This is a genomic window from Konateibacter massiliensis (assembly GCF_900184995.1).
GTDB classification, from domain to species: Bacteria; Bacillota; Clostridia; order Lachnospirales; family Lachnospiraceae; genus Lachnotalea; species Lachnotalea massiliensis.
In genome coordinates this window covers 1,536,931-1,554,431 of the sequence record NZ_LT860099.1, presented here as the reverse complement: position 1 = coordinate 1,554,431, position 17,501 = coordinate 1,536,931, and the positions used below count along the sequence as shown (strand labels likewise).

Annotated in this window: 11 protein-coding genes; 10 read left to right on the top strand and 1 reads right to left on the bottom strand. The window is 42.0% G+C overall.

Annotation, left to right across the window (positions count from 1 at the left end):
- Nucleotides 1–46 precede the first annotated feature (46 nt).
- The gene (locus tag CTY48_RS13005; protein ID WP_099468909.1) at nt 47–1,372 is read right to left on the bottom strand and encodes an HlyC/CorC family transporter; all 1,326 of its coding nucleotides are present in this window, start codon (nt 1,370–1,372) and stop codon (nt 47–49) included.
- A gap of 227 nt (nt 1,373–1,599) precedes the next feature.
- On the opposite strand from CTY48_RS13005, the gene CTY48_RS13000 reads away from it, so the two are divergent.
- From CTY48_RS13000 to prmA, 10 genes are all read left to right on the top strand, one after another.
- The gene (locus CTY48_RS13000) at nt 1,600–4,482 is read left to right on the top strand and encodes a glycoside hydrolase family 3 protein (RefSeq protein WP_099468908.1); all 2,883 of its coding nucleotides are present in this window, start codon (nt 1,600–1,602) and stop codon (nt 4,480–4,482) included.
- A 124-nt stretch (nt 4,483–4,606) separates the two neighbouring features.
- Nucleotides 4,607–5,314, top strand: coding sequence for a LytR/AlgR family response regulator transcription factor (locus CTY48_RS12995; protein WP_099468907.1), 708 nt, complete (start codon nt 4,607–4,609; stop codon nt 5,312–5,314).
- On the top strand, nt 5,311–6,687 hold the full coding sequence (locus CTY48_RS12990; protein ID WP_099468906.1) for an ATP-binding protein: 1,377 nt from the start codon (nt 5,311–5,313) through the stop codon (nt 6,685–6,687). Before CTY48_RS12995 ends, CTY48_RS12990 begins: the two co-directional genes overlap by 4 nt.
- Before the next feature lie 133 nt (nt 6,688–6,820).
- Entirely contained in the window at nt 6,821–7,858 is a 1,038-nt protein-coding gene (hrcA, locus tag CTY48_RS12985) for a heat-inducible transcriptional repressor HrcA (protein WP_099470159.1), read from the top strand.
- A 17-nt stretch (nt 7,859–7,875) separates the two neighbouring features.
- A complete protein-coding gene (gene grpE / locus CTY48_RS12980; protein WP_236354922.1) occupies nt 7,876–8,526 on the top strand; it encodes a nucleotide exchange factor GrpE in 651 nt (216 codons plus the stop codon).
- Nucleotides 8,527–8,538: 12 nt separating this feature from the next.
- A complete protein-coding gene (gene dnaK / locus CTY48_RS12975; protein WP_099468905.1) occupies nt 8,539–10,398 on the top strand; it encodes a molecular chaperone DnaK in 1,860 nt (619 codons plus the stop codon).
- A 117-nt stretch (nt 10,399–10,515) separates the two neighbouring features.
- The gene (gene dnaJ, locus CTY48_RS12970; protein ID WP_099468904.1) at nt 10,516–11,697 is read left to right on the top strand and encodes a molecular chaperone DnaJ; all 1,182 of its coding nucleotides are present in this window, start codon (nt 10,516–10,518) and stop codon (nt 11,695–11,697) included.
- A gap of 186 nt (nt 11,698–11,883) precedes the next feature.
- Nucleotides 11,884–14,049 carry a 1,3-beta-galactosyl-N-acetylhexosamine phosphorylase gene (gene gnpA / locus CTY48_RS12965; RefSeq protein ID WP_099468903.1) on the top strand — a complete coding sequence of 722 codons (2,166 nt, stop codon included), beginning with the start codon at nt 11,884–11,886 and terminating at the stop codon, nt 14,047–14,049.
- Nucleotides 14,050–14,217: 168 nt separating this feature from the next.
- The gene (locus CTY48_RS12960; RefSeq protein ID WP_180272725.1) at nt 14,218–16,527 is read left to right on the top strand and encodes a cyclic nucleotide-binding domain-containing protein; all 2,310 of its coding nucleotides are present in this window, start codon (nt 14,218–14,220) and stop codon (nt 16,525–16,527) included.
- A 17-nt stretch (nt 16,528–16,544) separates the two neighbouring features.
- Nucleotides 16,545–17,498 carry a 50S ribosomal protein L11 methyltransferase gene (gene prmA / locus CTY48_RS12955; protein WP_099468901.1) on the top strand — a complete coding sequence of 318 codons (954 nt, stop codon included), beginning with the start codon at nt 16,545–16,547 and terminating at the stop codon, nt 17,496–17,498.
- The last annotated feature ends 3 nt before the right edge of the window (nt 17,499–17,501 follow it).

The window sequence follows — 17,501 nt, the reverse complement described above, 5'->3', positions numbered from 1 at the left end:
ACTTTCAACTTCTTCTTTTTTGTATATAAATGTGCCAAAGTGCACCTTATTCCGTTTTTTCATCGAAGTCAGCCTCGTCCCCATCAGGGAAGCTCATCGTGCTGATTGTTGAAAAAGCCTCCGGCAGATAAAGGCGAACCTTTTCGATGCGCTGTTTCTCTACCTTTTCCGCAACAAGACGGATTCCGTTTTCCGTGACAGCTTCCTCGCCCGTCTCAGGGAGATGGTCAAGCAGCTCAATTAAAATACCGCCGATGGAGTCATAATCCTCCGAAATAATATCAAAATTTAATAAATCATTAATGTCGTCCAGCTTCATGGAGGCTTCAATTACATACTCCCTGTCGCTAATCTGCTGAATTAGGTCCTCCTCGTCTGTGTCATACTCATCTCGGATTTCACCGACGATTTCCTCCAGCAAGTCCTCTAATGTGACAAGCCCTGCCGTAGCACCATACTCGTCAAGAACAATTGCGAAATTAATGGAGCTTTTCCGCATTTCCATCATAAGCTCAGACGTCTTTTTATATTCATATGTAAAGTAAGGCTCGCGTAAAAAATCACGGATACAAAATTCTTCCTGCGGATTGTATAAAAGCAAATCCTTTACGTTGATGATACCGATTACATTGTCGGTTGTATCCTCGTAAACAGGAAGTCTTGTGAACTTCACTTCCTTGTATATCTCAATCAATTCCGAGTAAGTACAGTCAACATCCAAAAACGTGATATCAATTCTTGGAACCATAATGTCTCTTGCCAGAGAATCACCAAAATCAACCACATTATATATCATCTGCCGCTCTTCCCGCTCCAGTACCCCGTCTTCATGGCTGACATCAACGATGGAACGAAGCTCATCCTCTGTAATCACCTTTGTTTTGATCGTGGCGTTGACGCGGAAGATTTTCAGCACCGCAAAGGAAATTGCACTTGCCAAGAAAATAACCGGACGAAAAATAAGCAAAAGCAAATAAATAGTATTTGCATAGGCAAAAGCAACCTTTTCGGCATATGCTCTTGCAAGTGTTTTCGGTATAATTTCTCCGAAAACAAGAATTAATATAATTATAATAAAGATAGCTGCAATACCTGCAACAGTATTTCCCCATACGCTGATGGAAAAGAGAACCGTAAGTGCAGCGGCAGCGAGATTGACAGCGTCATTGCCGATTAGTATTGCACTGAGCATTTTGCCCGAGTCATCAATTATTTTTAATATCTTCTCTGCCCGTTTGTTCTTGTCCTCTGCTAAGCTCTTAACCCAAGCTTTATTTACCGAAGTAAACGCACCCTCCGCAGAAGAAAAAAATGCGGACAATAATATAAGAAACAATAAAAGAAATAACTGTGTGACCTCACCTGAATCCAATAAAACCAACTCCTTCTTAATTAATACACCTCACATATAAGTTAAAATATACAGTATAACCGATAACATTGTCAAGGTTTGAAATACCGAGGGAGCAAAATAAGATAACAGCCTGCGCTCAACTTGTGTTATAAAAAGTACCAGATATGCCTAAAAATCCAACCAATCGGGCAAATATGTTATTCTCTCCCTGTAAAGATTAATAAAATGAAAACCAGGAGGGTATCATGAAAGAAAAGAAGGCTATTTCTAAAGTGACGGCAGCCATCGCATATATCATATGCGCGGTTATTGTTGTCAGTCTGGTGATTGGAAATTACTACGCTTTGAAATATCAAAATCTTATTTCGGTGCATTTCAATCAGTCAACCCAGAAAATTGTATCGACAGAAGAAGAGGCAACAGACTACTTCACAAGCGATTTTTTAAGCGATGAAGAGCGTACTGCCTATTTGCAGGAGCTTGGAACAAGAATTGAAGCGGAAGGAATTGTACTCTTAAAAAATGAAGGAAATACACTTCCGTTAAGCTCAAACACCAAAATCAGCTTGATTGGTCAGGATAGTGTAGATCCTGTTTATGGCGGCGGAGGAGCAGGCTCTGTGGATGCGTCAAAGGCGATAAACTTAAAAACAGCATTTGAAAGTGCAGGCTTTGAGATTAATGAGACACTGTGGAATTTTTATGAGACAGGGGAAGGCTCCTCTTACAGAAAAGCGACACCTGACGTGTACGGAATGGGTTCCTTTGCCGTAAATGAAGTGCCGCAGGATGTTTATACCGATGCGGTGAAAGAAAGCTTTCAGGAATATAACGATGCAGCAGTTGTTGTAATCGGACGCTCCGGAGGAGAAAGCTCAGACCTTTCCAGCACACCGGGAGAGAACGGATATTTGTATTTAGAGCCGGATGATAATGAGAAAGCAATGCTTCAGATGGCGGTTGATAACTTTGATAAGGTTATCGTGCTGCTAAATACACAGAATCCGATGGAGCTTGGATTTTTGGAGGAATATGATGTTAATTCCTGTATGTGGATTGGCGCTTTAGGTGAGACAGGTGCTTATGCGGTTGCACAGGCGCTAAACGGTGAAGTAAATCCGTCCGGTGCATTGGTAGACACCTATGCTTATGACTCTTTAAGCGCACCGAGCATGATGAACTTTGGAAACTATACCATCACAAACAGTACCGTTGACCGAGGCAATGCGTATATGGTATATGGAGAAGGCATTTATGTAGGCTATTTATATTATGAGACAAGATATGAGGATGTTGTACTAGGAAACGAAGATAAGTCAAATTATGACTACCAGACAGCAGTACAGTATCCGTTTGGATATGGCTTGTCCTATACAGATTTTGCATGGTCAGGTTATGAGGTGAAGGAGACAGATAGTACTTACGAAATATCTGTCACAGTAACAAATGAAGGGGCAGCTGCCGGAAAAGACATTGTACAGATTTATATGCAGTCTCCGTATACAGACTATGATAAAGAGAACGGCATTGAGAAGGCTTCTGTTGAATTAGTAGGCTTTACCAAGACCTCAAATCTGGAACCGGGCAAAAGTGAGACAGTGACGGTTACAGTTGATAAGGAAGAGATGAAGGCATATGATGCCAAGGGATACGGCACCTATATTGTGGATGCAGGGGATTATTATTTCACGGCAGGTAACGATGCACATGAGGCACTGAACAATATTCTTGCGGCAAAAGGAAAAACAACAGCAGATAGTATGGATTATGACGGAAATGCTGATTTTACATCAATGGTAACGGTAGACAGTCTGGATTCAGAAACATATGCGGTATCCCAGACTACAGGAAATGAGATAACCAATCAGTTTGAAAAGACAGATATGAGTTATTACGATTCAGAATTACAATATTTAAGCAGAAGCAACTGGGCTGGTACATGGCCTGCTACCTATGCAGACGGAGCGTTGACAGCATCAGACGAATTGTTGGCTGATTTGAAAATCTCCTATACAGAGGATGAAAATGCAGAGGCTCCAGTAACCGGTACAATCAATGAGGAGCTTGGCAAATTAAATGCAGCTACGCTGATCGGAACGGATTATGAGGATATGCTGTGGGGTACCCTGATTGAGCAAATGTCAGTTGCGGAACTGGACAGCTTGGTGAGAATAGGTGGATATTCTACGGTTAATGTAGAATCCATTCAGCTTCCGGCGACCGTAGACAAGGATGGTCCGGCAGGAATTTCATCCACATTGGTAGGCGGTGAAAGCGGAACAGCTTATCCGCCGGAGATTGTATTGGCATCTACATGGAATGTGGAATTGTCAGAGGAATTCGGAAAAGGCATAGGTGAGGACAGCCTCGCACTTGACGTGGAGGTTTGGTATGCACCGGCAGCAAATATTCACCGTTCTCCATACAGCGGAAGAAACTTTGAATATTACTCAGAGGACAGCTATATTTCAGGAAAAATGGCAGCGAGTACGGTTCGCGGAGCACAGTCAAAAGGTGCTGTAGTTACCGTAAAGCATTTTGCAGTGAATGATCAGGAAGGCAACCGTGTCGGCGGAGCGATGTTTGCAAATGAACAATCCGTTCGTGAGATTTATTTACGCCCGTTTGAGACTGCGGTTCGTGAAGGAAATGCACTTGGCATGATGGCGAGCATGAATCGAATTGGAGCACGCTGGACTGGCGGACATTACGGTCTTATGACAGCAACATTGAGAGATGAATGGGGCTTCAAGGGAATGGTCGTGACAGACCAGGCATCCTTCTCCGTATTTGCTTATGAGGACCTCAGAGAAGGCTTGGAGGCAGGAACCGATCTTTGGTTAAACACGGACGCAGAGCTTTGGAAGCTTGCCGATGAGGAGATGACCCCGACGGTGCTGAATAATATGCAAAGAGCTGCCAAAAACGTTGCATACGCAATTACAAACAGCAACGCAATGAACGGATTATCGGCAGACAGCAAATTGGTTGCCGTAACGCCTCTCTGGAAAAAGGGATTAATTGCAATGGATATCGTTGTTGGCGTTGCAGTGGTACTCACACTTATCGTTGTAACAAGAAAATTGATAAGAAGAAATGATAATAAATCAAAAGTAGAGATAGTGTAAAAATCATACACATAGGTGTATAATAAGAAGTAATTAAATGTTTAGACCTCGGCAGCCCGAAAGGGCTGCGGAGGCCTTTGCTGTGTAAAAGTAAGTTTTAAGGAACTTTGTAAGGAGAGACGATATGAAGCTTGCCATTGTTGATGATGAAGTAAAGACAACGGACTTATTCGAAAGCTATGTCAGACAGTTTGAAAGGGAAAACGGAAATGAGATAGAGGTATCGGTGTTTCATAATCCGAATGATTTTTTAAACGATTACAGTAAGGATTATGATTTGGTATTTTTAGATATTGAGATGCCCGCCTTAAACGGAATTGAGACGGCAAGGGAACTGAGGCGGATGGACAGAAGTGTCGTGCTGTTGTTTATTACAAATATGGCACAATATGCGATTGCCGGTTATGAAGTGGAAGCCCTTGATTTCGTGCTAAAGCCCCTGTCTTATGCAGAATTTACCTTAAAAATGCAAAAGGCAATGCGCTATATTACAAGAGATCAGGATAAGAAGCTGACCATTCAAACGGCGGAGGGGCAGGTACATTTATATGTATCGGATATTTATTATATTGAAGTAATCCGGCATTATTTGATATATCATACAATAAACGGAACTTACACGGCCCGCGGTGTGCTGAAGGAGGTAGAGGAGATGCTGAAGGAATATCATTTTTCCAGAAGCAATCATTGCTATCTGGTCAATATGAAATATGTAAAATCGGTAAACGGCAGTGTCATAAAGGTAGGGAAGGAAGAGCTGCAAATCAGCAGAAGTAAGAAGGCTGAATTTTTAAAGGAATTTACAAAATTTATGGGAGGTATGAGCAGATGAGTGCCCTTGATGTGTTTGAAGAAATACGTTTTATCCTGGAGCTTCTTTTGGCGGAGCAGGTCTTTGTATGGAACTTTGCAAAACGAAAGAAACAATTTTGGCTCAAGCAAATAGCAGGAACCGCATTGCTTATTTTATTGTCTGTCGTTTATATCGGTATTCGTGAATATGCAGAAAGTTTTTCTCTTCCGCTTATTATCCATGTAGTGTCTGTTTCGTGGTATATTTTTCTTGCACTTTTGACGCTGATTTATATTTATATATGCTACGAAATAACGTTATGCGATACTTTGTTTATGGGGATAGCGGGATATTCCGTACAGCATATCGAATATATCGTGGTGAATGAAGTGATTGCCAGAGGAATCTGGACGGAGCTGACAGACAGCTTATGGCTTTATATTCTGGTTTGTGCGGGGACATGCCTCTTCTGGTATTATCTGATTGCGCAGATTTTTGCAAACAAATTAAAAGCCTGCGGGGGAATCTTATTTGAAGATAATATTCAAACATTTCTCTATTTTCTTTTGATGCTTATTGTATTACTTTTCTCCTCCTTTTTGGGGCAGACTATATTTTTAAACGGGACAACCGATTATAGTAATGTGAATTATCAGGGGGCAATTTATGATTTCTTTAACTGTACGCTTGTGCTTGTGGTGCAGTACAATATTTTCCGTGTCAGTACCTTGAATAAAGAAAAGGAGATTGTAAAACAGCTTCTCTATGAAAGACAGAAGCAGTACAATCTGTCAAAGGAAAATATTGATATCATCAACCGAAAATGTCACGATTTAAAGCATCAGCTTCAAGCCTTAAAGAACGCCAAAGATGAGGAATGGGACAAATACATAACAGAGGTCGAGGACTCTATTATGATATATGACAAGGTGATAAAAACCGAAAATGAAGTGCTGAATACCATATTATCCGAAAAAAGCCTTTACTGTGAGAAGCATCATATTAACCTGTCTTGCTTTGTGGATGCCGGACAGTTAGATTTTATGAGTACGCTGGATATTTATGCGCTCCTTGGAAATGCATTGGACAACGCGATTGAGTCGGTAAGCAGACATAAGGATAGGGAAAAAAGAGTGATTAGCTTCACGATTTCAGCAAATGAAAACTTCCTTTGTATTCAAACCAATAATTACTATGAAGGAGATATGGAGATTGTGGACGGTCTGCCGGTAACAACCAAGAAAAATCAGGATTATCATGGCTTTGGAATGAAGAGTATGAAGCATCTTGCGGAGAAATACGGCGGTACCTTGTACAGCAGTCTGGAGAATCATATTTTTCTGCTTCAGATTGTGATACCGATTCCGGCGGAGTTTACAAGACTGCTTAAGGAGAAAAAGGCTTTGAATTAAATGAAGAAAATTATAAAATACTATTGACAAAAATAATGCAAGGTGATATGTTAGGTACATGGATGTTAGCACTCTACATCAATGAGTGCTAACAAACTCCAAAAACTGGTGACAGACATCTTATTTGAAAGGAGTGACGAGGTTGGAGTTAGACGAGAGAAAGGCAAAAATATTACATGCCATCATAAGAAACTATTTGGATACCGGTGAGCCGGTCGGTTCAAGAACTATATCCAAGTATTCCGATTTGAATTTAAGCTCTGCGACAATTCGAAATGAAATGTCTGACTTAGAAGAACTGGGATATATCATTCAGCCTCACACCTCAGCAGGACGTATTCCGACAGACAAGGGTTATCGGTTATATGTAGACCAGATTTTGGAGGAAAAGGACAGGGAAGTTTCGGAGATTAAAGGTCTTATGGTTGAGAAAGCCGATAAGATGGAATTAATTCTAAAACAGGTAGTGAAGCTCTTGGCAGCCAACACGAACTATGCCACGATGATTTCTTCTCCGAGATATCAGAAAAATAAGCTTAAATTTATTCAGCTTTCGCAGGTAGATGACGAACACATCTTAGCGGTTGTGGTAGTTGAGGGTAACATTATCAAGAATAAAATTATTGACTCTTGCGAAACATTGGATAATGAAACAATACTAAAGCTTAATATACTTCTCAATTCCAATTTAAATGGATTATCGATAGATGAAATCAACTTGGGTGTAATTTCCCAACTAAAGGAGAAAGCAGGCATACACAGTGACATTGTAAACAGTGTGCTGGATGCTGTTGCAGAGGCGATTAAATCAGACGAGGATTTGGAGATTTACACAAGCGGAGCAACCAACATTTTTAAATATCCTGAACTTAGCGATTCGGAGAAGGCAAGTGAATTGATATCTGCCCTTGAGGAAAAGCAGCAGCTTGTCAACCTGGTCACGGAGACGCTGGCAGAGGGGAATGACAATGGAATTCAGGTTTATATAGGAAGTGAGACACCGATACAGACAATGAAGGATTGCAGTGTTGTAACTGCAACCTATGAGCTTGATGAAGGCGTGAAGGGTACGATAGGAATTATCGGTCCGAAGCGAATGGATTATGAAAAGGTGTTGGACAGTCTGAAAATACTGATGAAGCAGCTTGATGGAATGTTTAAAAAGACTTAGAAAGGCGGTAAGAAAATTTGGCGGATAATGAAATGCAAAAGGAAGATTTGAATATAGAGGAAGATACGGTCGATACGGATACGATAGAGACGGATGTGGAACAATCTATAGAAGAAACAACCGATGCTGTTGAAGAAACAGAGGAAGAGGCGACAGACGGTGAGGAACCGGAGGACGGTGAAGAGCCGGCTGAGAAAAAAGGCTTCTTTGGCAAAAAGAAAGAAAAGAAAGACAAAAAGGATGAGCAAATCGAAGAATTAACCGATCGGTTAAAAAGAACGATGGCAGAATTCGAAAACTTCCGAAAACGTACTGATAAGGAAAAAGAGCAGATGTTTGAGGTTGGAGCAAAATCAGTGATTGAAAAAATACTTTTGACAGTGGACAATTTTGAAAGAGGATTGAAGGCTGTCAGCGAGGAAGAGAAGAACACCCCGTTTGTAGAAGGTATGGATATGGTATATAAGCAGCTGATAAGCTCACTGGAAGAAATCGGCGTCAAGCAGATTGAGGCCGTAGGAAAAGAGTTCGACCCTAATATTCACAATGCGGTTATGCATGAGGAAAATGAAGAATTAGGTGAAAATGTGGTATCTGAGGAGTTACAAAAGGGATACCTGTATAGAGACAATGTAGTTAGATATAGCATGGTAAAAGTAGCAAATTAGGAGGCAACGATCATGGGAAAAATAATAGGAATTGACTTAGGAACAACAAACTCTTGCGTGGCAGTTATGGAAGGCGGAAAGCCAACCGTTATTTCAAACGCAGAAGGCTTTAGAACAACTCCGTCTGTAGTAGCATTTTCAAAGACAGGCGAAAGATTAGTAGGTGAACCTGCAAAACGTCAGGCAGTTACGAATGCTGACAAGACAATCTCTTCTATCAAGAGACATATGGGAACCGATTACAGAGTTACAATTGATGATAAAAAATATTCACCACAGGAAATCTCTGCTATGGTGCTTCAGAAATTAAAAGCAGATGCAGAAAACTATTTAGGCGAGAAAGTGACAGAGGCTGTTATCACAGTACCTGCTTACTTTAACGATGCACAGAGACAGGCAACAAAGGATGCTGGTAAGATTGCAGGACTTGATGTAAAGCGTATCATCAATGAGCCTACGGCAGCAGCACTTGCTTACGGCCTTGACAATGAAAAAGAGCAGAAGGTTATGGTTTATGACTTAGGCGGCGGTACATTCGACGTATCTATTATCGAAATCGGCGATGGCGTTATCGAAGTTTTGGCTACCTCCGGTGATAACAAATTAGGTGGAGATGATTTTGACCAGAAGATAACAGATTATATGCTTGCAGAGTTCAAGAAACAGGAGGGTGTAGACTTATCAACCGATAAGATGGCACTTCAGAGATTGAAAGAAGCAGCAGAAAAGGCGAAGAAGGAATTATCCTCCGCTACGACAACGAACATCAACCTGCCTTTCATCACTGCAACAGCAGACGGTCCAAAGCACTTTGATATGAATTTAACAAGAGCTAAATTCGATGAGTTGACACATGATTTAGTAGAAAGAACAGCAAAACCGGTTCAGAACGCATTGAGCGATGCCGGACTTTCAGCTTCCGAGATTAGCAAGGTATTATTGGTTGGTGGTTCCACACGTACACCGGCTGTTCAGGATAAAGTAAAGCAGTTGACAGGACAGGAGCCATCCAAGACATTGAACCCAGACGAGTGTGTTGCACTTGGTGCTTCCATTCAGGGCGGTAAGCTTGCCGGAGATGCAGGCGCAGGCGAAATCCTTCTGTTAGACGTAACACCGTTGTCACTTTCCATCGAGACAATGGGTGGTATCGCAACAAAGCTGATCGAGAGAAATACTACAATTCCTACAAAGAAGAGCCAGGTATTCTCAACGGCAGCGGATAATCAGACAGCGGTTGATATCAATGTAGTACAGGGTGAAAGACAGTTTGCGAAAGACAATAAGTCTCTCGGACAGTTCAGACTGGATGGTATCCCACCTGCAAGAAGAGGTGTTCCTCAGATTGAAGTAACCTTTGATATCGATGCAAACGGTATTGTTAATGTTTCTGCTAAGGACTTAGGAACCGGTAAGGAACAGCATATTACAATTACAGCAGGCTCTAATATGTCTGACGGTGATATCGAAAAGGCAGTGAAGGAAGCAGCTGAATTCGAGGCACAGGATAAGAAACGTAAGGATGCGATCGATGCAAGAAACGATGCAGATTCTATGGTATTCCAGACAGAAAAGGCATTGGATGAAGTTGGAGATAAATTAGACGGAAATGATAAGACAGCAGTGCAGGCAGATCTTGCAGCATTAAAAGAGCTGATTGAAAAATCAAATCCAGAGGATATGTCAGAGGCTCAGGTTGAAGAAATCAAGGCTGCAAAAGAAAAACTGATGACAAGCGCTCAGCAGCTTTTCGCAAAGGTATATGAGCAGGCTCAAGGAGCAGGCGCAGCGGGTCCTGATATGGGCGGAGCTGGTCAGCAGGATTATCAGGCAGACGATGATGTAATCGACGGTGATTATAAAGAGGTTTAATATAACTCAATAGAGTTTTCATTAGGGACATATTCTTTACAATGTGTCCCTAATGGTGTATATTATATGTTTGTGTTTTAGTAATATGCCTATTACATAGGTAAGATGGAGGTTAATATGGCAGACAAGAGAGATTATTATGAAGTCCTCGGCGTCGAAAAAGGTGCAGATGATGCAACGATAAAGAGTGCATATAGAAAGCTGGCAAAGAAATATCATCCTGATATGAATCCGGGAGACGTGGAAGCGGAGAAAAAATTTAAAGAAGCTTCCGAGGCATATACGGTCTTGAGTGATGCGGATAAACGCCGTCAGTATGACCAGTTTGGTCATGCCGCATTTGACGGAGGAGCAGGTGGCGCCGGCGGCTTTGGCGGCTTTGATTTCAGCGGCGATATGGGAGATATTTTCGGGGATATTTTTGGAGATATTTTCGGTGGCCAAAGTAGAAGCAGGAGACCGAATAATGGTCCGATGAAGGGCGAGAATGTCAGGACAAGACTGAATATCACCTTTGAAGAAGCAGTTTTTGGCTGTGAGAAAAATGTTAGTGTCAGTATAAAGGAAACTTGTCAGACGTGCAGCGGTTCAGGAGCAAAACCGGGAACAAGCGCTCAGACCTGTCCGAAGTGTAGCGGAAAGGGACAGATTGTTTACACATCCCAATCACTCTTTGGAACGGTTCGTAATGTGACGACCTGTCCGGATTGTCAGGGAAGCGGTAAGGTTGTAAAAGAGAAGTGTACGGATTGCCACGGAAGCGGTTATATTGCTGCGAGAAAGACAATCGAGGTATCCATACCGGCGGGTATCGATAACGGACAGAGTATTCGTATCCGTGAAAAAGGTGAGCCGGGCATCAACGGTGGTCCAAGAGGTGATTTGCTTGTTGAGGTTGCGGTTGCAAGACACCCGATTTTCCAGCGTCAGGAATACAATATTTTCTCGACCGCCCCGATTTCATTTGCTCAGGCGGCTATCGGCGGTGAGGTGAAGATTAATACGGTGGACGGCGAAGTGCTTTACGAAGTGAAGCCGGGAACCCAGACGGATACAAAGGTAAGACTGAAAGGAAAAGGTGTGCCTTCCCTTCGAAACAAGGCACTGCGAGGTGATCACTATGTTACCTTGGTTGTTCAGGTGCCGGATAAGCTTTCCGAGGAGCAAAAAGAATTGCTGCGTAAATTTGACTCATTGAGCGGCAGTACGCTGAGCAGTGGTACAGCAGGTACGACATCCGGCGGCGGAAAGAAGAAAAAGAGCTTTGTGGATAAAATAAAAGAAAATTTTGAGGATTAAACAAGATGAAGCTGTAAACAGCTTCGCTTGTCATGAATAAGAATAGAACCTGCCTTGGGCAGGTTCTATTTAAAATTATACCGAAATTCGCAAAAAGGGTTTGACATTAGCTGCATTTATAGAGATAATATCTATGATGATTTAGATTTATATAAAATATTTTAGTTAAAGAGAGGTAGTGCGACGATGAGTGAAACAAATTGCAAGAGTACAGGCAGCTTCACTTTGCCGGGAGAGTCAGGATATGAGGAATTGACATTAAAAATGGCTGAGAAATGGGGAGCCGACGTAATTCGAGACAGCGACGGAACCGTATTGTCAGATGAGATTTTAAATGCCGGATATGGTATTTACTCCACCATATGTATTATTCGTGACCACAATGAATGGGCAAAGAAGAATTTAGATAAGCTTCAACAGTCATTTTTGATGACAAATCCAAAGGTGGCAGATGATACAAGCGTAACCTTTTATTTGATGGAGGACTTTTTTGAGGAGCAGTTTAGAGTGAATGCGTCCGAGGCTTCTTTAAAGTACTGGCAGGTATATGACCGCACTACAAATACAGAGGTTCCGAGAGAAAAATGGAGCTTTTCTGAGGCAGACGAAAGTGTGACAGTTAAAGGAATCACACCTTGGCATAAATATACCGTGAGCTTTCTCGCATACCGTATCTGGGAAGAAATTTCCATGTACAACCATACGACAAACAATTGGGAAAAAGAGCATTTGATGCAACTTGACCCAAGACATAAAGAGACACAGGAGTATATGCTTGAGTGGATGGAAAACTGGTGCAAGACCCACCCGGATACAACGGTAGTGCGCTTTACCTCCATGTTCTACAACTTTGTGTGGATTTGGGGAAGCAGCGAGAGAAACCGTCATCTGTTTTCGGACTGGGGTTCCTATGATTTTACGGTAAGCCCGCTTGCTCTTGATGAATTTGCTCAGGAATATGGCTATTCTCTGACTGCAGAGGATTTTATCAACAAAGGAAATCTTCATGTGACTCATATGCCGGCAGATCAGCACAAGCTTGACTGGATGGACTTTATTCATGACTTTGTCATTAAATTTGGCAAAAAGCTGGTGGATATGGTTCATGAATATGGAAAACAGGCTTATGTATTCTACGATGACAGCTGGGTAGGTGTGGAGCCTTACAGCAAGCGTTTCAAGGAATTTGGCTTTGACGGAATTATCAAGTGTGTATTCTCAGGCTATGAAGCGAGACTTTGTGCAGGTGTGGATGCACCGACTCATGAGCTGAGACTTCATCCGTATTTATTCCCGGTAGGGCTTGGCGGAGCACCGACCTTTATGGAGGGCGGCGACCCGACTCTTGAGGCAAAGAAATTCTGGAACAGTATAAGAAGAGCACTTCTTCGTGAACCGGTTGACAGAATTGGACTTGGCGGTTACTTGCACCTTGTTGAGCCATACCCTGATTTCTGTGACTATATTGAAAAGGTGTCAGACGAGTTCAGACAGATTAAGGAGTTTCACAAGTCAGGAAAGCCTATGGTATTGAAACCAAGGGTTGCGGTTCTGACTGCATGGGGAAGCCTTCGTTCATGGACGCTGTCCGGGCATTTCCACGAGACCTATATGCATGATTTGATTCATATTAACGAGAGTTTATCGGGCAGCCCGTTTGATGTTTCCTATATCAGTTTTGCGGATGTAAAAAACGGTGTATTAAAGGACGTGGATGTTGTGATAAATGCGGGCTATGCAGGTTCCGCATGGAGCGGCGGCGACAACTGGAAGGATGAGCAGGTTGTGGAGGTACTTACCAAGTGGGTACATGAGGGTGGTGTTTTAATCGGTGTCAACGAGCCTTCCGCAGTGGAGGGATATGACAACTTCTTTAGAATGGCCCATGTATTCGGTGTGGACAAGGATAATGGCGAAAGAGTATGCCACGGCAAATGGAGCTATGAAGTAAAATCGGTAGAAGGTTTGCTTCCGGCAGATAGCATGATAAAAGGAAAAGACCACATTTATCTGACAGACGGTAAGGCAGATGTATTGGCAGAGGAAAACGGTGTTCCGACTCTCACCTCCTATGATTTCGGAAAGGGAAGAGGAATCTATCTGTCTTCCTTTGAGACAAACCTTGCAAATACAAGGATGCTGTATGAAATCATTCTGTATGCTTGCAAAGAGAATTTAGAGCAGAATTATCTGACGGATTCTCCTATGACGGAATGTGCTTACTATCCGGAAAGCAATACTCTTGTGGTTATTAACAACAGTGATACAAAGCAGCGCCCGGTTATTATGACAGATAATGGAAAAGTAGAAATAGATATCGACGCATACGATACAAAAATGATTCAGCTCTAAAAAGCGGGGCATTTGAACTATTGTTAAACTATTTAATAAATGCTATAATAAGCCCATATCGATTCTGATATGGGCTTTTGTATCAAGGCACATTTTATAGAAATTACTTCACATAAGAATAGAGAACAACAAATACAAGGACGTAGCGATGCGGAAAGGATGACGGACATGGGGAGATCAGAACAACCAATGATGACAAGAAAATTGGCAGCAGGAGCAGTTATTTATCAGGAAGGCGATGCGATAAAGGAAGTTAGCATCATTGTCACAGGAAGCGTAAAGGCGAAGGGGAAATACGGCGAAAACGTGCTTATGGCGGGAAATGTCATAGGCGTTTTGGAGATGGGAACAGGAAGATATCTATATAATTATGTGGCAGATGAGGAGACGTTAATCTGCTATTTTACGGTTGAGACGACGGAGGAGCTGTGCAACATATTTGCAAAGGATGCTTCTTATCCGGGAATCGTAGTCAGCTCTCTCAGCAAACAGATGATAAGTCTCACCGGAGAGTTTGAAAGCTTGAGAGGATTAAGCAGCAGGCTTTACGGCTTTATCCAGAAGGAATACAGAGAATACAAGGAGATTTGTGAGGGCTATCGCAAAGAGCCGGCACAGATTAAGAGAATTGAAAATATAGAGGAATTTGATGAAAGCAGCATAAATGTGAATGCGGACTTGGAGTATTATATAAATTTAGATTTGATATCCTTGGACCTAAAGAAAAAATTCTATGCTGCCAATGAATATATTATGACGGCGGAAATCAAGAGAACGCAGGAATACGTTGTTGAGATGGAAGAAGCATATGAAACAATTATCGCCTATGTGAATGAGGTAAAAAATGCATTGTTTGCCAAGGACGAGGATAACATATTCATGAGACTTGCAGAGCTTGCCTTTATGATTAACGATTCAAACGGCGATATTGCAATGGTATATGATAGAATTAAGCAGGTTTCTGCATTCGTAAGCGGTGAGAGATATATTGAGCAGTCTGTACTTCCGATTTTGCTCGGACATTTTAAAACAAAAATTAAAGTCGGCTCCGAATTTGATGATGAGCAGGCAGATTTGACAAGACACTATACGGTTGATCAAATCAAACGTGCAAAGGTGCTTACGAAAGATTCGCTGGATACTATCTTAGAATTTTCCGGCATTGAAAAAGAGAAGGGGGATAAATTTAAACAGTATCTGACCGTTTATAATTCCCTGCCGGATAAGTCTGCACTGACAGATGAGACGGACAAGCTTCGAAAAGCAATCACAAAGTTTTTCTACGAGCTGTATGAACTGGTATTTTTCAAAGCAGAGGAAACTCAGCTTGCAGAGCCGGTTATTGATTTGTTTTTAAATTATGGTTTTGTGGATGAGAGATTTTTAACTGAAATGCAGCTTCTCCAGCTTCTTTACTTCAAGAAGGAAGAGGAACCAAGCGAATATCCGATTTACACAATCAGAGAGTGGCTTCAAGAGATTTATCGTGGAAAAGCAGAGCCTTCTAAAAATGAATTTGATTTGGATTATCTTGGAATGCTTCGAGACAGAAAGAGGACGCAGCACGTATCGGAAGCAGAAGAAAAGGCATATTTAAGCGATATGAAGGGCAAGGTGCAATTTGAAATCAGCAATATGTTCCGTGTGGCAAACAAAATTACAAGCGGTAAGGTATTGACCTTCTGCCCGATTTTGCACAAGGATTCGCTGGGCGGCGACATGAACAAGCTTCTGCGCCAGAAATCAGAAGTTGTAAAGGCTTATGAAAATTTGCAGGCAATTGATTACTCCCTGTTTTACAGAAAGATGTTATACCATGATTCGAGTAAGGGAATATCCAAGGAATACATTGAGAAAAGGGTGCTTCCAATCACGATTTTGATGCCGAATTCAGGACTGAAGGGCAGTATGTGGCAGGAGACTTCAGGACTTAAAAAAGATACGCCGGCGCGATTTATACTGCCGGTTTTAAGCAAGGATACACCGGAGGAGCTTTTGATTAGCGTAATGGGCTATTACAGATGGGAGATTTGCAGAAATATTCAGGGTGTATATTGGAGCGATATCACGGAGAAATCCCTGACCGCTGAATACTATGATTATATTCAGTTTTATAAGAAAAACAGAGATTTGTCCATACAGGCAAAAGATAAAATTCGCAGCGATCTCTCAAAGGTTAGAAACAACTATCGTGAGTTCTTTGCACAGGATTATATTCAGTGGATGCGATTCGAATCAAAGGGCGCTTCCAGATTAAATGAGTTTGCGAGAGGGATTTTGATGACGTATTGTCCGTTCCCGAAGAAAGTCAGAACAGAGCTGACAAACTTCCCTGCCTTTGCAAAATTGATGGATAAATATGAGCTACAGCGCGCGGCCCTGATTAAGAAAACAGAAAACGCGTATACATCAATCAGAAGAAGCGGCGGAACTATAACGAAGGAATTGGAAGATACGCTGGAATTTTATAAGAAATAGAAAAAAAGAGGTAAAACATGAAGTGGAATAAATACACAATCAAGACGATTACCGAGGCGGAGGATGTTATAAGCAGCACTCTTATGGATTTAGGAGTGGAGGGTGTGGAAATAGAGGATAAGGTTCCTTTGTCAGAGGAGGATAAAAAGCAGATGTTTGTGGACATTCTGCCGGATATAGACGAGAATGACAACATTGCCTATCTAAGCTTCTATATCGACAGCGAGGTGGATTCGAAAGAACTCCTGGAAAATGTGAAGGAGGAGCTTTCACAGCTTCGCAGCTTTATGGATATCGGGGAAGGCACGATAACGGAATCCCAAACGGAGGATAAGGACTGGATTAACAACTGGAAGCAGTATTTTAAGCAGTTTACTGTGGATGATATTTTGATTAAGCCGTCATGGGAGGAGGTAAAGCCCGAGGATCGTGAAAAGCTTATGATTCAGATTGATCCGGGAACAGCCTTCGGAACCGGAATGCATGAGACGACACAGCTTTGCATCAGACAGCTTAAGAAATATATCACAGATGAGACAAAGATATTTGATGTAGGCTGCGGAAGCGGTATTTTATCGATTGTTTCCGTTAAGTTAGGTGCTAAGAGCGCCTTCGGACTTGATATTGACCCGAATGCCATCAGTGCATCCAGAGAAAATGCCGAGGTAAACAATGTGCCGGAGGAGAAATTCACGGTACAGTCGGGAAATTTGCTGGAGGACGAAGAATTACAGGTGCAGGCGGGCATTGAGAAATATGATATCGTCGTTGCTAACATACTGGCAGATGTATTGATTCCGCTTACACCCGTTATCAAGCAGAATTTAAAGACAGGCGGCTTTTATATCACCTCAGGCATCATTGATAAAAAAGAAGAGGAAGTAGTGACAGCGATAAAAGAAAACGATTTTGAGGTTGTTGAGGTAACTCACCAGGGCGAATGGGTATCCGTGACAGCCAAGAAAAGATAGGTG